The organism is Salirhabdus salicampi (assembly GCF_024259515.1).
Classification (GTDB): Bacteria; Bacillota; Bacilli; order Bacillales; family Alkalibacillaceae; genus Salirhabdus_A; species Salirhabdus_A salicampi.
Window position 1 is genome coordinate 104,187 of the sequence record NZ_JANBWE010000001.1, and the last position, 20,997, is coordinate 125,183.

The window sequence follows — 20,997 nt, forward strand, 5'->3', positions numbered from 1 at the left end:
CCCCGTCGATCTACCGATGGGGGATTTTGTGAGTGTCATTATCATGCTGAAAGTTTTTGTTCGTTATCTTGTACGTGTAGAAGTCTAAACAATAACGTTATCGCTCCTGCGGCAAGACCTGTAATTAAACCAATCCAGTAACCAAACGGTCCAAGTGAAGTATAGTTTGCCATAATGTAACCGGTTGGTAAGCCGATAATCCAGTATGAGATAAAGGCCATAACCGATGTAATATTTACATCCTTGTATCCCCTTAACGCTCCTTGTATAGGAGCACCGAATGCATCGGAGAGCTGGAAGAAGATTGCGTAAATTAAAAACTGTTTTGTTAACACGATCACTTCAGGATGATTGGAATATAATTTAGCAATTTGATCGTCGAATAAATACATGAATAAGCTACCAATAATGGCTAAACCGATCGCTGTTATGATTCCTATTAAACTATATTGTTTCGCATCTTTAAAACGTTTCGCCCCCACTTCAAACCCGACTGCAATCGTTAAAGCCATGGATATACTTAATGGCCCCATGTATAACATTGATTGAAAGTTCATCGCAGCTTGGTGGGCGGCAATTGTTGTTGTATCGTACACACTAATTAAAAGAGTCACTGCTGCAAAGATGCTCGTTTCAAAAAAGATGGCAAATCCGATAGGAATACCAATTCTTAATTGTTCCCACCAAGCTTTTAATGATGGCATGCTCCAATACAGAAAAATTTTATATGATGAAAATGGTAATAATCTTGCGATGACGAATAGGGAAATCAAGAGACAAACAAAATAGGTTAAAGCAGATGCAAGTCCTGCTCCAACCCCACCTAATGCAGGAACGCCGAGCTTTCCGAAAATAAAAATATAGTTAAATATAATATTAAGCGGTAGTGAGATGAGAATAATCATCATCGTGATACGAGTTTGGCCAAGTGCATCAATAAAACATCGCAATATATTAAAGATGAAAAGTGGGACAATCCCAATGCTTAGAGCTGCTAAATAATATTTTGCAATATATTGTACGTCCTGTTCTAAATTCATCATATTTAATACAGCATCTAATAAAAAGAGCCCAATTAGGAAAATAAAGATGGCAATGGCTATCGATAGGTAAATTCCTTGGCGGACCACTTCACCTATTCGTTTCTTTTCGCCACTACCTAACATTTGGGCAACGATTGGTGATAAGGCTAGTAAGACCCCGTTGACACCAGTGAAAATGGGTAGCCACAAACTTGAACCAATTGCCACTCCGGCAAGGTCAACAGGCCCGGAACGACCGGACATAATCGTATCAAAAAAATTCATCGCAAATATGCCAATTTGCGTTATAAGTATTGGGAATAAAATGGCCAAAAAAAGCTTTCCCTTATCTTTGTAGGTTTTTGCTTCGTACATAAAGCACTTCCCTTTCTGATGATTTTCTTTTACGATAAAAGGGATTCCATCATAAAATGGTACAGTAGCCCTTATTATAAAGGAACTTAGTCAATGTGAATAGAAAGGACGATACGAAATATATGAAACAAAAAACAATTGTATTTACAGGCGGTGGAACAGCGGGCCATGTCGTTGTCAATTTAGCATTAATTCCTGAATTTTTAAAAGACGGATGGACCGTTCATTACATTGGTTCACATAAAGGAATTGAAAGACAGTTAATTGAGCCTCTTGATCAAGTGACCTACCATTCCATATCAACAGGAAAGTTGCGTCGATACTTTGATAAGGAAAACTTTAAAGATCCTTTTCGAGTCGCAAAGGGAACATTACAAGCTATCAGGTTATTACGGAAATTAAAGCCTCAAGTCGTCTTCTCAAAAGGGGGATTTGTCGCAGTACCTGTCGTAACGGCTGCGAAGCTTTGTCGAATACCAGCTGTTATACACGAATCCGATTATACCCCTGGTTTGGCTAATAAATTAGCTTTCCCATTTGCGAAAAAAGTGTTAGCAACGTTTCCGGAAACGGTTAAGTATTTACCCGAAAAAAAAGCGGAATGGGTAGGTGCCGTTATTCGAGATGAGCTTTTCCAAGGGAGTAGAACAAAAGGCTTTGAACGTTGCAAATTTAACAATCAAAAACCTGTCGTTCTTATTATGGGGGGAAGTTCAGGATCTCAAAAGTTAAATGATATTATTCGTAAAAATTTACCTCACTTGTTGAAGTCTTTTCAAATTATTCACATCTGCGGGATTGGAAAAGTAGATCAGTCGATTCAAGAAAAAGGCTACTGCCAGTTTGAATACGTAAAAGATGACCTAAAACATTTGTTTTCCGTGACTGACTTAGTTGTTTCTCGCGCAGGGGCAAACTCCATCTTTGAATTTCTAGCATTACGTAAACCGATGCTCCTTATACCGTTATCAAGACAGGCTAGTCGTGGTGATCAAATTGTAAATGCTGAGTCCTTCAAAAAACAAGGATATGCCCGTGTCTTGGAAGAAGAAGAATTAACTGAAACTAATTTTATAAAAGAACTAGAGAACTTATGGAAAGAAAAAGATGACATCTTGACAAAAATGGAAAGTTTTAAAAGTGAAAAATCAAAAGAAAAAGTCATTGAAATTATTAAAAATGCGTAATAAAATCTTGAAAACGTATAGAGGATTGTTAAACGAATGGGTTCGTTTTCGAGTACAAATCATGAAATAAATGAAAAGACCAAATCACTTACGATTTGGTCTATTCTTTTTCGTGTTTATATAAACGAGTATAGACATTTTAATAGCACCATAATTAGCATAGTAGTGAAGAAATGAACTTAAGACTAACGTGGCAGGAATCTTGAAGAAGGTATTTGGAAGATAAATAAAGAAGATAAAAAAATATTCTTGCTTTAGGGGAGTGGATGAATATTATCAAAGCTGTAATATTTGACTTAGATGGAACTTTATTAAATCGAGATGCATCAGTAAAGGTTTTTATTGAAAAACAATACATGAGATTCAATAAATGGATAAATCACGTACCAATAGAAAAATACACAACAAGATTTATAGAACTTGATAATAGGGGGTATGTTTGGAAGGATAAGGTTTATCAACAGTTAGTTGGTGAATTTGATATTACTGGTTTGACTTGGGAAGAGTTATTCCAAGACTATATTAGTCAATTTCCAGAAAGCTGTGTTCCATTTCCTAACCTCATTAGTATGTTAGAAACATTAAGGGAAAATAATATTATTCTCGGAATGATTACTAATGGTAAAGGGCAGTTCCAAATGGATAATATTAAAGCTTTAGGTATTGAAAAATATTTTGAAACCATTCTTATATCCGAATGGGAAGGAATGAAAAAACCTGAATCTCAAATATTCCAAAGAGCCTTAGATACCCTTAATGTATTACCTTCGGAAAGTATATTTATTGGCGACCACCCAGAAAATGATGTACATGCTTCTCAAAATATAGGAATGAAAGGTATATGGAAAAAAGATTATCAATGGGATAACGTTAAAGCAGATTTTATAGTGGAAGATTTGAAGGAGATACCTCTTATCGTAGAAAGGTTAAACAATCAAAGTATAAAGTTTTATTAAGCTAACGGGGACTGTAATTTTATGAATTTATTATTCTATTATTCTAATGTGACAGAAGAGTTTAATCAGGAAGAGAAGATTGACTACTATTATTCCAGATCATAAGGTTTTAGAAAAAACAAAGATGATATGTAGTACTTATTTCAAATTTGAAAATATATCCTTTATAATATGACTATAAGATAACATATTGGAGTGTAGAATATGGGGGCAATCGTTTGCCATTACTGCTATAAACCAATTCGTGATCGGGATGAATTAATAACTGCCTCGAGTTGGTTTAGAGTGAAAAGTTTTCATTACGTCTGTTTTCAAAAAGTTGAAGAGGAAACCACTTCCCGCCGAAGTATGTGGACACCGTTAAATGGGGTTCCAGGAACGATTTCCGTTGTTGTTATGACAGCTTTATCATTTTGGATGCTTTTAACAAATACGTTGAATCAGTTAGGGGATTTAATTGGAATACTAGCAATTTACCCTTTATTACTTAGAATTGTGTCTATATTTAAATATGAAATACACCTACCTAAGTTTGTTCCTAACAAGAAAGATATTCATCGTAACGACTAGAAGGTAAACACATTTCTGTTTCCATCTGAAAACTATTTAGGTGAGAAAAAAATAAAGGAGTGGATCTTGTGAGTAGTCTTTCCGCAACAGTTAAGTTACATAATGGTGTTGAAATTCCTTGGGTCGGTTTAGGCGTTTATAAAGTAGAAGAAGGGCAACAGATTGAGGATACAATCGCATCTGCACTAAAAATAGGGTACCGAAGTATTGACACGGCTGCTTTTTATCAAAACGAGGAAGGGGTAGGCCGGGCAATTCGTAATAGTAACCTAAACCGGGAAGATATTTTCGTAACGACAAAGGTTTGGAATACAGATCAAGGTTATGAAAACACATTAAAAGCATTTGATAAGAGCCTAAAGAAATTAGGACTTGATTATGTGGATTTATATTTAATCCATTGGCCAGTACCGGGTAAGTATAAAGAAACATGGAAAGCAATAGAGGAAATTTACGAAAAGGGAAAAGCGCGTGCTATTGGAGTAAGTAATTTTCAAATCCATCATTTAGAAGACTTGCTTGCAGATGTTAACATAAAACCAATGGTAAACCAAGTAGAATTCCATCCACAAATCTTCCAAAAAGATTTGCTCGATTTTTGTAAGCAACAAAACATTCAAATGGAAGCATGGTCCCCTTTAGCACGTGGTCAATATTTAGATGATCCTACATTATTAGAAATCGGGAAAAAGTATAATAAAACGGCTGCGCAAGTGATATTACGTTGGGATTACCAGCATGGTGTCATTAGCATCCCGAAGTCAACGAAACCACATCGCCAAGATGAAAATGCTGATATATTTGATTTTTCCCTAACTGATGAAGAGATGGAAAAAATCAATGGGTTACACCAGAATAAACGAACCGGAAAACATCCTGATGAAATGGATTACGGTTTATAAGAAAGAAGGTGCCGATTCCTAAGGGAATTGGCCTTTTTTTGAAGGAAAGAAGTGAACATTTCCTCATCATTGATAATGTGTTTATCCTGGCTTTGGAGAATTGAATAAAACAGTGCCGATAAAATAAAGACAATTTCGACAAAACACACCATTTCCCGGGAAATGGTGTGTTTTATTTACGTTATTTTTCATATCCGTCTACAACTAAATCCAGTTTTCCTGTATGTGGATCAATGACTAACCCGTGTACCGGGATACCTTCAGGCAATAGTGGGTGTTTTCTTAATATTGAGGCACTATTTGCTACAGATTGTTCAACTTGATCGAATCCAACCATCCAACCATCTAATGGTACCTGTTGTTCAAATCCTGAAATTTGATCCTCTGTTATGCCTTTTTCGAGCAGTGCTTCCTTAAAATCATTGGCATTTACTTGACTCATGCCACAGCGATGATGTCCGATAATCATAACTTCTTCCGCCTGTAGTGCATAAATAGCAACGAGGATACTCTTCACAACACTGTCGTGCTCATTTGGGATGATGGCGCCAGCATTTTTTACAATTTTCATATCACCGTTTTTAAGATTTGTTGCGTTAGGTAAAAGTTCAACTAGTCTTGTATCCATACAACTCAAAACAACTACCTTTTTATTAGGTAATTTATCTGTTTCAAAAGGTTCATATTGTTTATTTTCGACAAAAGATTTATTATGTTCCAAAACATCGTAAAGTAACATAAAACTTCCTCCTTAAATATGTAAAAAAATGAATGGTCAATAGCATTATATAAAAGAATTCCATTGTTCTCAATGGTAGGAAGGAATCCTCGGTTTGATTTCTACGCTTGAAGGCAATAATACAATGAGAGATAGAGATAATTAAAAGGTGTTGAACAAATATGCACTTGATTGAAGTATATGTACCAGAAAAGCATTTTGAAAAGACGGATGAAAAATTAAGGAGTTTCTCACATAAATCTTATTGGGTATTAAAACAATCAGACGGTAGAAGGCTTATACGTATTATTGTAGGTGGAAAAGAAGTCGAACAAGTATTGGATTATTTTGAAGAAGTATCAAATGTAGTTGAAGGATTTGAGACGCTCCTTATTCCCTTGAAATCATACTTATCACGGGAAACGATTAGAGAGGAAGCGGAGGGAACAAGTGAACAAGAAAAAGACCAAGAAGATGAAGCGAACATTGTACGTGCTAGTCGCCATGAATTAATCCATACAATAGACCAAAATAGTTTTATTACATGGAACTACTCTTTGCTCATCATTTTCTCCGCTGTTGTAGCGACTATGGGCTTCATGAAAAATAGTGAAGCTGTCGTTATTGGGGCAATGGTTATTGCGCCGATGATTGGCCCGGTGATTGCAATTGCCTTCTCCTCAATATTAGGGGATTATCGAAAGTTATGGAAGTCTATGGTTACATCCTTTATCGGATTTTTCATTGTCGTTGGCATTGCTATCTTTTTCACATACTTCTTTGGTGAAGCACTTGAAACAGATCAGTACTTAGCGAGAACGGAAGTGGAAATGTCAGATTTCATTTTAGCTTTAGCTTCTGGAGGTGCAGGTGCGTTATCTGTTTTAAATCGGATGTCAGGTAATCTTGTGGGGGTTATGGTTGCAGTCGCACTTTTACCTCCATCATTGTCTGTCGGAATTGGTATAGGACAAGGGGAGTGGGAGCGAGCATGGAATGCTTTTTTATTAACAAGTGTGAATGTGAATTGCATCCTATTAGCTGCCATTCTCGTCTTCATTCTAAGTGGAATTCGCCCTGTTAGGTGGCAAAAAGTGAGTAAAGCGAATGTGTCAAGAGTATTATCTGTAATCTTTGTAGGGGGGATTGTAGCTGTTCTCATCGCTGTAATTGTGCTTACACAAAATATTCAGTTTGAATAATTCGTGTTACTGATGAGTATAAATGTATCAATACAAGGGGAAATATCCTGAAAATTAGCTGTTGACGGATAATTTTGGTAATTATATAATAGGTTAAATTCAAAATTTTTAAAAAGGAGGCCACAAAACATGAAAATGATGATAAGTGTTTTAACATTAGACTTAATTTCAAACTTGCAACTGAATATTGTTAACGTGGCCTCTTCTCGGTGCTGTTCAGCATGGAAATACTAACTATTGTTGTATTTACATTTCATCCTATGTCTATATAATTGAATAGTATTGTGAGGTCACGTATACGTTCGTGACCTTTTTTGTTTTGCGCATACGTCACGTACGTATGCGTTTTTTATTTTTTTGAGAGGAAGGAAAAAACATGCCGAAATTTGATTTAAATATCATGATTAAAAAAAGTAAGGGGAAATATATGGTTTCTGTTTCGTTTTATATTGTAACGAAGCGTAAAAAGAGGATAGAAGGTGGTTAGCTAAGTTATCGAAAATTGTAACATGAGATGTACTCCATTTTTATTTCTTTGGAAGACGAGATGGAAGTCAGGCATAATAAGAGGAGGAATAATTATAAAGGGGCGTTTTGCATGGTAGATAAAAAGGACAGCCCGGAAACAATCGATGAACAAGATTTGTATGAAGAAATAGAAGATGAAGAACTTTTAGAGATTATAAATGAGGAGCAGCAAAAGTCATATAAAAAGGAGAGGCGTGCACCTCGTCCTCCATTTCCTCGTTGGATTTTTTGGCTGATTGCTCTTTTTATGATCGTTCCTATTTTAGGGGGACTTTTAAATACATTTTCTTTGTCGGCAATTGAGTTTTTGAAAACGTCGGCTAGACTTTCACAAAATGAACATATTCAGGAATATTCCCGTTCAGTAGTGGAGATTCATGCGGAGCAAAGTAGAGGAACGGGATTTTCGATTTCAGATGATGGTTATATATTAACGAACTATCACGTCATTGAAACAGGAAATGTATCGGTTTCTTTTCCAGATGATGGTTTATATAAGGCAACAATTATAAAGGAATTTCCTGAAATTGACCTAGCTTTATTAAAAGTGGATGGGGAGAATTTACCGTATTTATCGTTAGCTGAAAAGACAAGTTTTATGGATCAAGAGCATATTTTCTTTATTGGGAACCCTTTAACTTTTACCGGTATTGCAAATGAGGGGACAGTTCTGGGCTATACAAGTGTTACTGGATTAGAACGCGATGTTTTAATGATTGAAGCTCCTATCTATCGTGGGAACAGTGGAAGTCCAGTTATTAATCAGGCCGGTGAAGTAATTGCTGTTATTTACGCTACAACAAATACCGAAGAATATGGGAAAGTTGGTTTGGCAGTACCTATAACGTATTTTCATGAGTTATGACAAAACGGTGATGGTTATGATTAACAATAGAAACAATATCTTGTCTGTTGTATGATAAAAATTGTAGTCCAAATGATTTTAATTTGGAGTTTACTTTCAACCCCCATAAAGGTATTTATCATTACGTAAAATATAGAAGGTGGAGGTGATAAGGGTTGATAGAAAGACTTCTAAAGAGGAAAAAAGTCAGCAACGACTCCCTTGAGGAGCAAGTTTTAGCTGCTCAAAATGGTGATCAAAAAATGCTTCATCACCTACTCGATAAGTATCAACCTTTTATCGCCAAAAATGTTTCTGAAGTTTGTAAAAAGTATATTGATCCTACTAAAGATGATGAATTTAGCATTGGGCTTATTGCATTTCATGAGGCTATCAATGCTTATAATACAGACAAAGGAAGTTCCTTCTTATCTTTTGCCAAACTAGTTGTGAAACGGAAAGTTATCGATTACTTGCGAAGTGAAAATAAAAAGCAAGTGTTCACATCAATTGATGAAGAATACGATGATGATGAACAATTAGAAAACCCTAGTGAGGTTAAGATTGCAAAAGAAAGGTACAACCTGGAGACAGAGGCGTGGAATCGCCGAGAGGAAATTAATGAATATAAAGAAAAGTTGCAAGAATATCAAATTTCTTTCCTCGATTTAACGAAAATAGCACCGAAGCATGTGGATGCACGGGACTCGGCGATAAAAGTTGCAAGAATATTATATGAGCATAAAGAATTAAGAGAACAATTTTTAGAAACGAAAAAATTACCGATGAAAGAATTGCTACCTCATTTAAACATTAGTAAGAAAACGGTTGAACGAAACCGAAAGTTTATTATTGCTATATTTCTCATATTGCATGAAGATTACGTATTTTTAAAGGATTATATAAAGGGGGTGGGATTGTGAGAAAAGGAATCATTATGGAGCAACATCGACGGCATGCCGTCATTATGGGTAGAGATGGTTATTTTTATAAAGTGAAAATGAACACGAACAAGCCTGTAGGTACAGAGGTTGAGTTTAATCCGGAGAAACAAGCAAATGGATTCACACTACCTGTTCCATCATTTAACAGTGTGTCTGGAAAGTTGGCGGTATTGTCGGTTATATTTTTCCTTATCTCCTTACCATTATTATCGTCGTTGTGGAATGCTAATAAAGCATATGCTTACGTTAATATTGATATCAACCCGAGTATTGAAGTGGCAATTAACGATGACATGAGAGTAATGGATATCACCCCGCTCAATGATGAAGCTGAACCGATAATTCAGAGCCTGGAAAATTGGGAAAATGAAACGATAGATGGAATAACGTTACAAATCATTACGGAGAGCAACCGTGCAGGTTATATGACAAATCAAGACGATATCGTCATTGGGGTTAGCTATGCACAAGAGCAAAGGCAGAACGTTATTGAAGCGATAAAAACACAAATGGACCAACAGGAAGAAAGATTCGATGTAACTGCTGTTGAAATTCCGGCTGACATATACAAGCAAGCAAAAAAAGATAAAGTTTCAGCCAACTATGTATATGCGAAAATGTTAGCAGATGAGAACAAATCAAATTCAAATGGCAAGCCGCACAAAGAATTGAATATAACAGAAGAGGACCGAGAAAAACTGTTAGAAAAGATGTTTAAACCTGATCATAAGGAAAAGCAAGTTCCAAATGGGCAAGATAAAGGTAAAGAAAATAAGAAGCCGAAAAAAGACAAAGGAAATAAACGTAATAAAGCGAACGAGAAACGAAATGATGTAAAAAATAAACTGGATGACATAGATGAACAATTAGATAAAAATTCGAAACCTGATAAAAACAATGATGTTGAATTAGATGAAGAAGATCAAGAGGTATTTGATCGGGAAGATGATGCCCCCCACAAACAAGATAAAAAGCCTGACAAATTGGGGGGAAATCCTCCCGTCAACATGGACAAGTCAAAAAGTAAAAGTCAAAAAGGTAATGGCAAACATAATGGAAATAAGAAACATTCAAAAGACTAGTGAAACGACCTACTCCAATATTTAGGTCGTTTTTTATTTTTATAAAATTTCACTTAACGGGATGACAGAACAGTTATATAATGAGTAAGAATTATGAATTTAGGGGGAAAATGAATGGTAGAGAATCAAGCTCCAAAAAAAAATAAAAAGAGCATTTGGTTAGTCGTTTCAGCTTTACTTGTTGTTCTATTAGGGGCAGTAGGAGTATTTGCATATCAAAACTTTATCTCGAATCCACTGGCACAATACTTAAGTGCAGAGAAAAAGACTTTCGAGGAAGTGACAGACTATTATGAAGAGCATTACGGTAATGCAAGTAATGTTAATGAGCGCTTATATGACGATGCGTATGAAGCCGACACTGTTATCACTGGTGATTTAAATATACCTACTAATCTCGGTTTGGCTAGTCCGACAGAGCTTAGTATGCTACAGTCACTCATTTCTTCAGCTTCTATTTCCACAAATGTAAAAGTGAATCCTGATAGTGACGAAATGTATGGTAATGTAGATATATCATTGCAGGGATCGAGTCTAGCAAACGGAGTCATATATCAAAACGATGAAATCACAGCCGCACAAGTTCCGTTTCTATATAACAAGTTCTTTGTACTCCAAAATAATAGATTTGGTGATTTTATGCGCCAATCTGGCCATTATTACGCGCCAATTGAAGAAATACCAAATTTAGTCGATATGTACCAAACAACATTAACACCAGAAGAGTCTAAAGAAATGGCAAAGGATTATTTGCAATACATTGTTGAACAACTGGATGAAGACAAGTTTGAGGTAAATAAAGGTGTTGCATATTTGGGAGAAAAATATACGAAATTGTCCGTTAACCTTGAAGAATATGAAGTGAAACAATTGTTTAAAGGATTACTCAGACAACTGAGGGATGACGATCGCTTTTGGGACTTAATGCCAAAATATCAAATGGGTGACCTTGAACAAATAAAAGAGAATTTTGAATATGTGATTGATGAAGTAGATAACTTGAAGTTCCCACAAGGTTTCACATATGAAGCGTTTCTGAAAAACGGTTTGGTAGAACATCGAAAGATTCGATTTACAGTTGGTGATGGTTCTGGTTCAGATATGATGAAAGTGAATACGACGCTATCAACGGTCATTAATGGTAAGGATGACTTCAGCTTAACACTAGACTTTGATGTACAGTCTACAGAAGAAGAAGAGCATGTGAAGTTTGTTTATAAGGAAGATGGAAAGCCACAGGGTAATGGTTACTCGGTAGCGAGGGTCATCGATTTTAGTTATGCCGATCACTATGATGACTTTGGAGCAATTATAGATGCCCAAACAATCTATGAAAACAATACGTCCGAAACATCTTTTGATGTTACCGTGAAATCTCCTTTTATGACGATGGATATTCTAAGTGGTACATTAAATACATCTGTATCTTACAACAACAACGAAGCAACGAAAGAGTTTGATTTAGGTTTACATGTTGATTTGGCTGCTCTGATGATGGGAAACGAAGATGTTGATTTTAATGTTCATTCAACAACAGATATTACCTTTACAGAACAATTAGATTTCCCTGCCATTAATGGAAGTAACTCTGTAGATGTACTTGAACTAACTCCAGCAGAAATTGACCAAATTACTCGTGAAGTAGAAGAAAATTTATATTATTACTTCGGTCGTTTTAACGGATTGTTTTAATAGACTTAGAACATAAGAAAGGAGCAGGTGAGTATGATCAAAACATTACTGTTTCATAACGTCAAACAAATCATACGACAACCTGCTCTTTTTATTTCCGTCTTGCTTTTCCCATTCCTCCTGTTAGGTTTTCTTTTTTTTGCACTTTACCAACTGACAGAAGAGAATACGGAACATATCGTAACAGCATATGTGGATGAAGATGATACCTTTTATACAAACGCAATACTTGCACAGTTGCAAGATGAGGAAGGGTTCCGCGAAGCGGTTCAACTCGTGTCTATGACAGAAGAAGAGGCTCTTACCAAACTTGATGAAAACGAAATTGTCGCTATGATTCACATTCCGGATGGATTTTCCCGTGATTTAAGAAGGGGAATCAATACACCGATTACACTAATTTCAAACGAGCAAAAACCTCTACCAGCTAGTATGATGAAAATGTTATTAACAAGTGGAGCAAACTACATTTCAGCAGCGCAGAGTGCAGTCAACACAGTGTTCGACCAATATATTGTAACAATACCTTCATCGAATGAGCGAAGGGAATTACTTCAACAAGTTATCGTTCAATATACGTTATTTGCCTTGAATCGCAATGATTTGTTTGTAGTGGAAGAGACGGAAATCGGAACAACTCTAGGATGGTATAACCATGGTACGATTGCCTATCTGTTAACGGGAATTATTGTTGCCGGTATCCTATTTCATTTTTTCATTCAACAAAATTTTGGACGAGCAATGTTGGAACGATTAAGGTCGATACATATTACAGGTCGCTCGATCTTTTATAGCCAACTGCTAACCTACTTTTTTGTTATGTTTGTGGTTTTTAATATTGTTTCTTTAGTTATTGGAAAGCATCAAACCATTGATTGGCTGTATCATAATCAATGGTGGGTTATATGTGGATTAGTCAGTTTACTAGCTGCGGTTCACTTCAGCCTATTAGATTGGCTTATACAAAATGTAGCCCAACGAACGGCTTTGTTGAGCGTAGTATTGTTCCTTGCTCTTTTTTTAAATGGGTTTTGGGTACCAGCCCTTTATCTGCCCGAATGGCTAAGAGTGGTGATGAAATTTTCACCATGGCACCAGTTATATATAGGGGTTGAATCCCTTATTCATAATGGATCGCTAGCGTCTTTTACTATCATGATTGTAATTGTTCATAGTATTATTCTCATCCTATTCGTTCATGTCCTACTCTCGGTAAAGGAGGGAAAAGATGGTTACATATCTTTCTCTTCTCATTAAAATAATTTTTCACCATCATCGAAAATTAGTTATAGCCGTTGTATTTCCACTGCTTCTTATAGGCGTAATTTTTCCTTTTGTATCGAAAACGGTGGAAAATAGTCAAATTCCCATTGGTTGGGTTGATCAGCAACCAAATGAGTTTACGAATATTATAAAAGAGCGTTTTGGTGAACATCCGCGTATCCGGCTTTTATCTCTTGAACGACATGAACTTGAAGCGGCTGTGATAAAAGGGGAAGTGGAAGGTGGATTTCTTTTTCATGAGACCTTTGAGGAAAGCATTCGAGCTGGCAAAATACGTAACCAAATCACATGGGTACGAACACCTCAATCAATACTGGACTCTTTTGCAAAGGAAAGGTTAGCGGCAGAAGTGATGCGAATATCTTTAAATAGTGAAGCTGCCAATTTTGTCGTAAACCATAAACGGGATAATGAGTGGGATACATACTTTGCTTACAGTGATCAATTTTGGGAGCCAGAGCCTTTATTCCAAATCGATATTCAACCTTTTGAGAATCAATCGAATATGGTGGAAAACAGCCAACAATCGCTAACAAAGCCAATGCTCGTTTTATATGGATTTTGGCTCTGGTATGCCTGGGTTATGTTTGCTATTCTATTCATGCCGTTACGAACATGGAGAGAGAATGGGTTAGTAACACGACTAAAGGTTACAGGTGGAAGCGTAGGAGGGTTGTATTTTATTTATTTTCTTCTGGCGGCCCTTTTTGTACTCTTACTTTTCTTCTTAGTTACAACAGTAAGTACAAAGTTTTTATTTCACTCACCGTATTCCCTGGATGATGTTTTATTAATCGGATCTACCCTTTTATTGTGGACTGGGATGATTTCTTTTGCAGCTCTGTTCTTGTTTAAGAAAAGAGGTTATATAGGATTTGTATCGTTATATTCTTTAAGCTCTTTCGTATTATCGTTATTATTAATTGCAGGAATGGAACTAGCGTGGGTTTATTACATGCTTCCTCATACGTGGTTTTTCCAATTGATTTTATAAAGTGGGGGAAATGATGTTGATCAAAGTGGATCGGATTGAAAAGAATGTAAAAGCAAAACAAATAATATGTAACATTTCAACTGAAATTCATAGAGGAGATGCAATAGGAATTGTTGGTCCGAACGGAGCGGGGAAGACGACATTTCTAAAATTGATTGCCTCTGTGATCAAGCCCGATAGCGGGTCCATTTATTTCCGAGGAGAGTCTTATCAACAGCAAGTTAAAGCATTACGTGCAACCCTCGGCTATGTTCCACAAGACATTGCTTTATTTGAAGATTTAACGGTGAAAGAACAACTTCAATTTTGGCGGAAAGCCGCCCCACGAACAAGCTCTAAACAATTTGTCCAACAGGTGATTCATCTCCTCGGGTTAGAAGAGGTTTTTCACAAGAAAGTAAAGCAATTATCCGGCGGTTGGCAGCGAAAGACGAGTTTGTGTGCTGGTCTCATTCATGATCCTGATATCATTTTATTAGATGAACCAACAGCAGGTGTTGACCTTGCAGCGAAGGACGACTTAATCCGATTGCTTCAATCGTTAAATAAGCAAGGGAAAACCGTTATTCTCATTAGTCATGAGTGGGATGTTATTGATCGACTGTGCAAACGGATTTTTATCTTAAAAGAAGGAAGATTGTTATTCGATAAAGGGATACATGGTTTGCCTGCTTTTGCACAAACTTTAAACGAAGATAATGGAGAACTGCGAAAGATTTTACGCCAACATGTCCTCCAAGAAAAAAGCCGTTAAAATACGGCTTTTTTCTTTTACTGTTGCTTTCTCCGCCTTTTATTTTGTATATTTAACCTTGAAACAATGTGGAAAGGAATTTGCCAATGTCAAAATTAAATTTGTCCCAATTTGAAAAGAAAATTGAAGTTCGAAATATTCGTTATGAAGATATTGACCAGCTCTTAGTGTTGCAACAACTAGCGTTTCCAGGAATGGAACCTTGGAAAAGAGAACACTTAGAAAGTCACTTAAACATGTTTCCGGAAGGGCAGTTTTGTGTTGAGTACGAGGGCAAAATTATTGGCAGTTGTTCTAGTTTAATTGTGAACTTTGATGAATATGATGACAAACATACATGGGATGACATTACTGATGAGGGATACATAACGAACCATGACTATGAAGGTTATAATTTATATGGCATTGAGGTAATGGTTCATCCTGAATATCGTCGGATGAAGATTGGAAATCGACTGTATGAAGCTAGAAAAGAGCTTGCTCGTAAGCTTAATTTAAAAAGTATTATTATTGGGGGACGTATTCCGAATTACCATAAATATGCCGGGGAAATGTCACCTAGAGAATATGTGGAGCAAGTAATGAGTAAACGAATTCATGACCCTGTTTTAACGTTCCAAATTATGAACGGGTTTACCGTAATGCGGATTAATCCAAATTACTTGCCAGATGATAAAGCATCGTATCAATATGCGACACTAATGGAATGGAACAATATTGATTATCGTCCTACTAGTAAACGTCATTTTAAAACATCATTTCCGGTACGAATTACCGTTGTTCAATATATGATGAAAGATATTGATTCCTTTGAGGAGTTTGCCAGACAAGTTGAGTATTATACCGACGTCGCTAGTGATTTTGGCTCAGATTTCGTTGTGTACCCAGAAATATTCACAACACAACTTATGTCATTCTTAGAAGAGAAAATTCCTCATAAAGCAATACGAAAATTAGCGGAATATACAGAAGACTATATCGAATTATTTACAGACTTGGCCGTAAAATATAATGTAAACATTATCGGCGGTTCCCACTTCGTTGAAGAGAACGATAAAATTTACAACATTGCTTACTTATTCAGAAGAGACGGAACGATTGAGAAGCAATATAAAATCCACATTACACCAAATGAACAAAAGTGGTGGGGCATTGAAACTGGTGATAAGGTTCGTGTATTTGATACCGATTGTGGGAAAATTGCAATTCAAATTTGTTATGATATTGAGTTTCCTGAACTCGCAAGGTATGCGGTGGATCAAGGGGCAAATATTATTTTTGTTCCGTTTTGTACGGACGATCGCCAAGGCTATTTACGTGTCCGCTATTGTGCTCAAGCTCGTGCAGTTGAAAATCAGGTGTACACCGTGATTGCGGGTACGGTAGGAAACTTAACACAAGTTGAAAATATGGATATTCAGTATGCCCAGTCAGGTATTTTCACACCATCTGATTTTGAATTTGCCCGGGATGGAATTGTCGGAGAGACCCATCCTAACATCGAAACAGTAGTGGTAGGGGACGTGGATGTTGAAGTATTGCGCCGACAGCGGAAATCCGGAACCGTAAGACAGTTGTTTGACCGTCGGAAAGACTTGTATGAAGTTACTTATAAAATGCAGGATGAAAGCAAATAAATGAATGCATGAATTTGTTGTTGAAGGAGTGAGGAGATGATAAATGGACAAGCGGCCATTGTGACAGGAGCATCTCGAGGAATTGGAAAGGAAATTGCCAAGCAGTTGGCTAAAGCTGGTGTGAAGCTCGCCATTATGGGAAGTTCCGATGAAATCCATAAAACAAAACAAGAACTTCAAACTTCAGGACATAATGATATCCTTTCATTTCGGGCCGATGTTAGTAAAGAAAATGAAGTTGAACATGTTGTAGAAGCCACAAGAAACGCCTTTGGTAATGTAGATATACTTGTGAATAATGCAGGAATTGGTCTATTCAAACCTGTAGAGGAGATTACGGTTGAAGAGTGGCGCAAGTTGTTTAACGTCAATGTACAAGGTGTGTTCCTTCTGACTAAATTAGTAGTCCCTATTATGAAAAAACAACAGTTTGGAACGATTATTACGATTTCCTCCGATGTAGGTAGATATTCAATACCGAAAGGATCTCTTTACGCATCTACGAAATATGCGGTACAAGGTTTCATGGGATCAGTTTCCCAGGAAGTAAGGGACCATGGTATTCGTGTTGGCACTGTGAACCCTGGTATGGTGGATACGTATTTCGCCGATACCCAGCAAGGTGAGGAAAAGAAAAAAGATTGGTTGAAAGTTGAAGACATTGCTAATGCGGTTGTTTACATGGCTTCTGCACCAAAGCACCTAGTCATTGATGAGCTTCAATTACATCCGTTAATTCAACAATACCCACGTCCTTAATAAATGAAATGGAAAAAAACTCCTTTTGTAGACAATGCCTTTGTCTATGGAAGGGGGTTTTTTTATGTTTGGCGACATAGGAAGTCACTAGTACATCTTTTTTTATCATCATATATTCATGTCAAGTTCACTATATTGTGGAAGGAAATACATGGTATAATATGGGTATATTAGTCAGAAAGCCGTGATAATATGTTAAGTGAAAAACAAAAATTAGAAACGTTAAAAACAATTGCTGAGACGTTAAATCAGTCATTGAATAAACAAGAAATGTTACAGACTGTTTTACAGCAATTCATACATATTACACACTTTGAAGCCGGTTGGATATTTTTTGAAAAAGAATCTGTGGAATTAGTAGCTAATGTTGGATTGCCGGAAGCGTTAGCCGTAAATAATAAGCAGGCAATGTGTGGCGAGGATTGTTATTGTGTATCCCGCTATAAATCACAACGTTTAACGAAAGCAACGAGTATTATTGAGTGTAAAAGGTTAGAAACGGCCATTAAAGACGGAAAATACAATACAAATGGGTATACCCATCATGCAACTGTACCATTGAAGACGCCTGAAAAACAGTACGGATTATTAAATGTCGCAACACCGAATCGAACAGAATACATTGAAGAGGAACTCAGTTTGTTAGAGGCTGTTGCGTTACAAATAGGTACAGCGTTGAGAAGGATTGAACAATACGAAAAAGAAGAAATTCGAGCTAACTATTTTGAACAACTGAATCACTTTGTTCAACAATTACGTATTGTTCGAAATGGTCACCATTTCGTATCCATTGCGGAAAAAGAGTTATCAAAAATGTTCCATGTAGAAAGCATTCACATTAAGATAACACCAATAAAAGATGAAGAATCTGACACCACCCTGATCATTCCATTTCAAAAAATAAACGGAGCATTGTTAGCAAGGCAGGATGTTGGGTTTTCTACCATTGAAAAGGAAATGTTACGGCTAGCTGTACACCATTTCGAACTTGCATATCGTGATATTCAACTTCAAGAAAAAGAAAAAGATATGGCAAGAATACAGGAACGCACGAAGCTTGCCCAAGACTTGCATGATTCTGTTAACCAATTATTGTTTTCCATCGTTCTTACAAGTAAGGCAGCTAAACAAGTGATTCAACGACCTGAAATTGATGATATTTACGAACTGTCAAGCCAAGCTTTATCCGAAATGCGAGCGCTTATTGCTGGACAGAAACCACAAGGTCTAGAAAAAGGGTTGCTAACAAGTTTAATCGAGTACGCAGAAAAACTAAAGCTATCTCCTCGGTTTCAGGCGGCTGGTACCCTTTCAATTCCGTACGCCATTGAAGAGACTTTGTATCGAATTGGTCAGGAAGCTGTTCATAATATTAAAAAGCATGCCAATACAGACTGTGTTGAATTCACCTTACATCGCTCACAGAAAGGATTTACTATGGTAATTCAGGATGATGGGGAGGGCTTTGAACTAGATCGAGTTAAGACGATTCCATCTTATGGCCTAAAAGGGATGGAAGAAAGAGCAGCTATCTATAACGGAACTGTTACAGTAAAGAGTAGTCGTGGTAACGGCACAATTGTGGAAGTTTTTATTCCCAATCGGGAGGAGACGAATAATGAAAGTTTTAATTGTTGATGACCACCAAGTCGTACGTAAAGGTCTAATATATTTCTTTCAGACGCAACGGGATATAGAGGTTGTTGGGGAAGCGGCTAGCGGCGCAGAAGCATTACAACTTTTACGGCAAGAAAGTGTCGATGTGGTGTTATTAGATGTACAAATGCCCGAGATGGACGGAATTGAGGCGACTAAACAAATTAGGAATCAATACCCAACAGTAAAAGTATTAATTTTAACAAGTTTTTCGGATTACCATTCAGTTATACCTGCAATAAAGGCAGGGGCAAGTGGATATCAACTAAAAGAAGCGGACCCGGAAATGTTAGTGGAGGCAATTCGTAAAGTATATAATGGAAAAAAAATGATTGATGAAAAAGCTGCACGTCATTTATTTCAACATGTAACAGGAACAGAAGAAGAAGAGGAAAGGACAAAGCTAAATGATTTAACAAAGCGGGAATTAGACGTCCTAAAAGTTATGATGAAAGGAAAGAGTAATAAAGAAATAGCGAAGGAATTGTATATAACGGAAAAAACGGTTAAAACACATGTTTCGAATATTTTATCAAAATTAGAAGTTCAAGATCGTACACAAGCGGCATTATTTGGAGTGAAATATTTAAAGTAACGAGTATGTAAAGTAGAGGGATAAACCCTCTACTTTTTTTACATATGAACTGCTGGAATGTCGTGGGTAATTGCATGTTCTAAATAATGAATTAACTCTTGGTGGGTGCTGACAACATGTTGTTCATCGTATCCATAATGGAAGGCGTGTAAAAACGTTTCGATTTTTTTTGAAAGGATATCATCATTCGTTCTTACCATTAGGACAAGCAGGTCATCCCACTGTCCCCACAGTGTAAAATACAGTGCTTTATCATAATCAACCATGTTCATCGCTAATCTCCCCTTAACCCAGGGTTACTTATAGTATGACTCAATGTTTTCCGTGAGTTACGTGGTCTTTCATGGTTAAGGGTAAAAATAATGGAATCATAAAAACAGCTAATTTAGTGCACATTTCTTTCTTCTGAAATGTTTAAAAAAGCATTATCTAATGTTAATGGTTTACATATTTCTTTTTTTTATGCATATATAATCCGGCGTTATTACACAAAATTGGTAACAGTTGCTGTTTTAATCAGAAGGCAAAATTGGAAAATACGTAAGAGCATAAAGGTTGTAATCTAACTCATAATAAAGATGAACACCCAACTTGGAAGGAGGAACAACATGAATAAACTTGCTCTTTTAGGGGTGTCTTTTTTAACAGCTGTAACGGTAACTGGATGTCAGAACCCTGACGATACTGGTTTGGGAGGGTATAACGATGATACAGGTGTTGAACCGACTCGTTATAACCAAAATACGGATTTAGATCCGAATCGTGATCGTGTTCGTATGAATCAAAATGAATTAGGCATGCGTAATAACGACGATTATAATAACCCTGCAAGAAATAATGGTAATAACTTAACAAACAATGGGGAAAATGATCGCAACAACATTGGAACACGTAACAACAATGCTGATGACCGATACGAAGTAGCGGATCGAGCAGCAGACCAAATTACAAACGAAATCGACGAAATTGACCGTGCATACGTTTTAGTCACAAATAACAATGCTTATGTCGCGGTAGTGATGGACAATAACAACACGACAAACAATAATAATGGGGATGAAGTGTCAGACCGATTAAGCGACCGAGTATCAGACATTGTACGCTCAACAGATCGTAATATTAATAACGTATATGTCTCCGCAAACCCTGATTTTGCGAACTTAGCGAACAACTATACAAGAGATGTTGACCGAGGTGAACCAGTTGAAGGGTTCTTTGACCAACTAACAAACATGGTTGACCGTTTATTCCCAGATCGTCGATAAATGAAGCAAGAGAACAGGGGTCTAGCCCCTG

Annotated in this window: 20 protein-coding genes; 17 read left to right on the top strand and 3 right to left on the bottom strand. The window is 36.7% G+C overall.

Annotated features, from left to right (window positions below; genetic code table 11):
• Positions 1 to 41 precede the first annotated feature (41 nt).
• Positions 42 to 1,397: an MATE family efflux transporter gene (locus NLW78_RS00525; protein WP_254494318.1), complete on the bottom strand. Its 1,356-nt coding sequence runs from the start codon at positions 1,395 to 1,397 to the stop codon at positions 42 to 44.
• A 122-nt stretch (positions 1,398 to 1,519) separates the two neighbouring features.
• Here NLW78_RS00525 and murG point away from each other — a divergent pair, with 122 nt between their 5' ends.
• The 4 genes from murG to NLW78_RS00545 all read left to right on the top strand — a co-directional run bounded on the left by murG (position 1,520) and on the right by NLW78_RS00545 (position 5,012).
• Positions 1,520 to 2,584, top strand: a complete 1,065-nt coding sequence (murG, locus tag NLW78_RS00530; protein ID WP_254494319.1) for an undecaprenyldiphospho-muramoylpentapeptide beta-N-acetylglucosaminyltransferase — start codon at positions 1,520 to 1,522, stop codon at positions 2,582 to 2,584.
• Positions 2,585 to 2,856: 272 nt separating this feature from the next.
• A complete protein-coding gene (locus NLW78_RS00535) occupies positions 2,857 to 3,540 on the top strand; it encodes an HAD family hydrolase (protein ID WP_254496066.1) in 684 nt (227 codons plus the stop codon).
• Positions 3,541 to 3,744: 204 nt separating this feature from the next.
• On the top strand, positions 3,745 to 4,110 hold the full coding sequence (locus tag NLW78_RS00540; protein ID WP_254494320.1) for a hypothetical protein: 366 nt from the start codon (positions 3,745 to 3,747) through the stop codon (positions 4,108 to 4,110).
• Between the two features lie 68 nt (positions 4,111 to 4,178).
• Positions 4,179 to 5,012 carry an aldo/keto reductase gene (locus NLW78_RS00545; protein WP_367617646.1) on the top strand — a complete coding sequence of 278 codons (834 nt, stop codon included), beginning with the start codon at positions 4,179 to 4,181 and terminating at the stop codon, positions 5,010 to 5,012.
• A 181-nt stretch (positions 5,013 to 5,193) separates the two neighbouring features.
• Here the strand turns inward: NLW78_RS00545 and NLW78_RS00550 are convergent, their stop codons facing one another.
• Positions 5,194 to 5,751, bottom strand: coding sequence for a beta-class carbonic anhydrase (locus tag NLW78_RS00550; RefSeq protein ID WP_254494322.1), 558 nt, complete (start codon positions 5,749 to 5,751; stop codon positions 5,194 to 5,196).
• A gap of 161 nt (positions 5,752 to 5,912) precedes the next feature.
• Between NLW78_RS00550 and NLW78_RS00555 the strand changes: the two genes are divergently transcribed.
• The 12 genes from NLW78_RS00555 (at position 5,913) to NLW78_RS00610 (ending at position 19,701) form a co-directional block, all read left to right on the top strand.
• Positions 5,913 to 6,932 (top strand): TIGR00341 family protein, encoded by a 1,020-nt coding sequence (locus NLW78_RS00555; protein ID WP_254494323.1) that lies wholly within the window; start codon positions 5,913 to 5,915, stop codon positions 6,930 to 6,932.
• A 598-nt stretch (positions 6,933 to 7,530) separates the two neighbouring features.
• A complete protein-coding gene (locus NLW78_RS00560) occupies positions 7,531 to 8,325 on the top strand; it encodes a S1C family serine protease (protein ID WP_254494324.1) in 795 nt (264 codons plus the stop codon).
• 155 nt (positions 8,326 to 8,480) lie between these two features.
• Positions 8,481 to 9,227, top strand: a complete 747-nt coding sequence (gene sigI / locus NLW78_RS00565) for an RNA polymerase sigma-I factor (RefSeq protein ID WP_254494325.1) — start codon at positions 8,481 to 8,483, stop codon at positions 9,225 to 9,227.
• Positions 9,224 to 10,330: an anti-sigma-I factor RsgI family protein gene (locus NLW78_RS00570; protein ID WP_254494326.1), complete on the top strand. Its 1,107-nt coding sequence runs from the start codon at positions 9,224 to 9,226 to the stop codon at positions 10,328 to 10,330. The genes sigI and NLW78_RS00570 overlap by 4 nt, the downstream gene beginning before the upstream one ends.
• A gap of 114 nt (positions 10,331 to 10,444) precedes the next feature.
• Positions 10,445 to 12,022, top strand: coding sequence for a DUF6583 family protein (locus NLW78_RS00575; protein ID WP_254494327.1), 1,578 nt, complete (start codon positions 10,445 to 10,447; stop codon positions 12,020 to 12,022).
• A gap of 33 nt (positions 12,023 to 12,055) precedes the next feature.
• A complete protein-coding gene (locus NLW78_RS00580) occupies positions 12,056 to 13,279 on the top strand; it encodes an ABC transporter permease (protein WP_254494328.1) in 1,224 nt (407 codons plus the stop codon).
• The gene (locus NLW78_RS00585) at positions 13,251 to 14,300 is read left to right on the top strand and encodes an ABC transporter permease (RefSeq protein ID WP_254494329.1); all 1,050 of its coding nucleotides are present in this window, start codon (positions 13,251 to 13,253) and stop codon (positions 14,298 to 14,300) included. The genes NLW78_RS00580 and NLW78_RS00585 overlap by 29 nt, the downstream gene beginning before the upstream one ends.
• Positions 14,301 to 14,313: 13 nt before the next feature.
• Positions 14,314 to 15,054 carry an ABC transporter ATP-binding protein gene (locus NLW78_RS00590; RefSeq protein ID WP_254494330.1) on the top strand — a complete coding sequence of 247 codons (741 nt, stop codon included), beginning with the start codon at positions 14,314 to 14,316 and terminating at the stop codon, positions 15,052 to 15,054.
• A gap of 86 nt (positions 15,055 to 15,140) precedes the next feature.
• Complete coding sequence (locus NLW78_RS00595) at positions 15,141 to 16,691, top strand: bifunctional GNAT family N-acetyltransferase/carbon-nitrogen hydrolase family protein (RefSeq protein WP_254494331.1); 1,551 nt, start codon at positions 15,141 to 15,143, stop codon at positions 16,689 to 16,691.
• Positions 16,692 to 16,727: 36 nt separating this feature from the next.
• Entirely contained in the window at positions 16,728 to 17,450 is a 723-nt protein-coding gene (locus tag NLW78_RS00600; RefSeq protein WP_254494332.1) for an SDR family oxidoreductase, read from the top strand.
• A gap of 192 nt (positions 17,451 to 17,642) precedes the next feature.
• Positions 17,643 to 19,088 carry a GAF domain-containing sensor histidine kinase gene (locus tag NLW78_RS00605; RefSeq protein WP_254494333.1) on the top strand — a complete coding sequence of 482 codons (1,446 nt, stop codon included), beginning with the start codon at positions 17,643 to 17,645 and terminating at the stop codon, positions 19,086 to 19,088.
• Positions 19,069 to 19,701, top strand: coding sequence for a response regulator transcription factor (locus NLW78_RS00610; protein WP_254494334.1), 633 nt, complete (start codon positions 19,069 to 19,071; stop codon positions 19,699 to 19,701). Before NLW78_RS00605 ends, NLW78_RS00610 begins: the two co-directional genes overlap by 20 nt.
• Before the next feature lie 38 nt (positions 19,702 to 19,739).
• Here NLW78_RS00610 and NLW78_RS00615 read toward each other — a convergent pair whose 3' ends face one another.
• Positions 19,740 to 19,973, bottom strand: a complete 234-nt coding sequence (locus NLW78_RS00615; RefSeq protein WP_254494335.1) for a YhdB family protein — start codon at positions 19,971 to 19,973, stop codon at positions 19,740 to 19,742.
• Between the two features lie 336 nt (positions 19,974 to 20,309).
• On the opposite strand from NLW78_RS00615, the gene NLW78_RS00620 reads away from it, so the two are divergent.
• On the top strand, positions 20,310 to 20,966 hold the full coding sequence (locus NLW78_RS00620) for a YhcN/YlaJ family sporulation lipoprotein (RefSeq protein WP_254494336.1): 657 nt from the start codon (positions 20,310 to 20,312) through the stop codon (positions 20,964 to 20,966).
• Positions 20,967 to 20,997 lie beyond the last annotated feature (31 nt).

What these genes read in the sequence shown, in the direction of transcription:
- NLW78_RS00525 (WP_254494318.1), bottom strand. Translation starts at nt 1,397, where the DNA reads ATGTACGAAGCAAAAACCTACAAAGATAAGGGAAAGCTTTTTTTGGCC.
- murG (WP_254494319.1), top strand. Translation starts at nt 1,520, where the DNA reads ATGAAACAAAAAACAATTGTATTTACAGGCGGTGGAACAGCGGGCCAT.
- NLW78_RS00540 (WP_254494320.1), top strand. Translation starts at nt 3,745, where the DNA reads ATGGGGGCAATCGTTTGCCATTACTGCTATAAACCAATTCGTGATCGG.
- NLW78_RS00550 (WP_254494322.1), bottom strand. Translation starts at nt 5,751, where the DNA reads ATGTTACTTTACGATGTTTTGGAACATAATAAATCTTTTGTCGAAAAT.
- NLW78_RS00555 (WP_254494323.1), top strand. Translation starts at nt 5,913, where the DNA reads ATGCACTTGATTGAAGTATATGTACCAGAAAAGCATTTTGAAAAGACG.
- NLW78_RS00560 (WP_254494324.1), top strand. Translation starts at nt 7,531, where the DNA reads ATGGTAGATAAAAAGGACAGCCCGGAAACAATCGATGAACAAGATTTG.
- NLW78_RS00575 (WP_254494327.1), top strand. Translation starts at nt 10,445, where the DNA reads ATGGTAGAGAATCAAGCTCCAAAAAAAAATAAAAAGAGCATTTGGTTA.
- NLW78_RS00580 (WP_254494328.1), top strand. Translation starts at nt 12,056, where the DNA reads ATGATCAAAACATTACTGTTTCATAACGTCAAACAAATCATACGACAA.
- NLW78_RS00585 (WP_254494329.1), top strand. Translation starts at nt 13,251, where the DNA reads ATGGTTACATATCTTTCTCTTCTCATTAAAATAATTTTTCACCATCAT.
- NLW78_RS00590 (WP_254494330.1), top strand. Translation starts at nt 14,314, where the DNA reads ATGTTGATCAAAGTGGATCGGATTGAAAAGAATGTAAAAGCAAAACAA.
- NLW78_RS00595 (WP_254494331.1), top strand. Translation starts at nt 15,141, where the DNA reads ATGTCAAAATTAAATTTGTCCCAATTTGAAAAGAAAATTGAAGTTCGA.
- NLW78_RS00600 (WP_254494332.1), top strand. Translation starts at nt 16,728, where the DNA reads ATGATAAATGGACAAGCGGCCATTGTGACAGGAGCATCTCGAGGAATT.
- NLW78_RS00605 (WP_254494333.1), top strand. Translation starts at nt 17,643, where the DNA reads ATGTTAAGTGAAAAACAAAAATTAGAAACGTTAAAAACAATTGCTGAG.
- NLW78_RS00610 (WP_254494334.1), top strand. Translation starts at nt 19,069, where the DNA reads ATGAAAGTTTTAATTGTTGATGACCACCAAGTCGTACGTAAAGGTCTA.
- NLW78_RS00615 (WP_254494335.1), bottom strand. Translation starts at nt 19,973, where the DNA reads ATGAACATGGTTGATTATGATAAAGCACTGTATTTTACACTGTGGGGA.
- NLW78_RS00620 (WP_254494336.1), top strand. Translation starts at nt 20,310, where the DNA reads ATGAATAAACTTGCTCTTTTAGGGGTGTCTTTTTTAACAGCTGTAACG.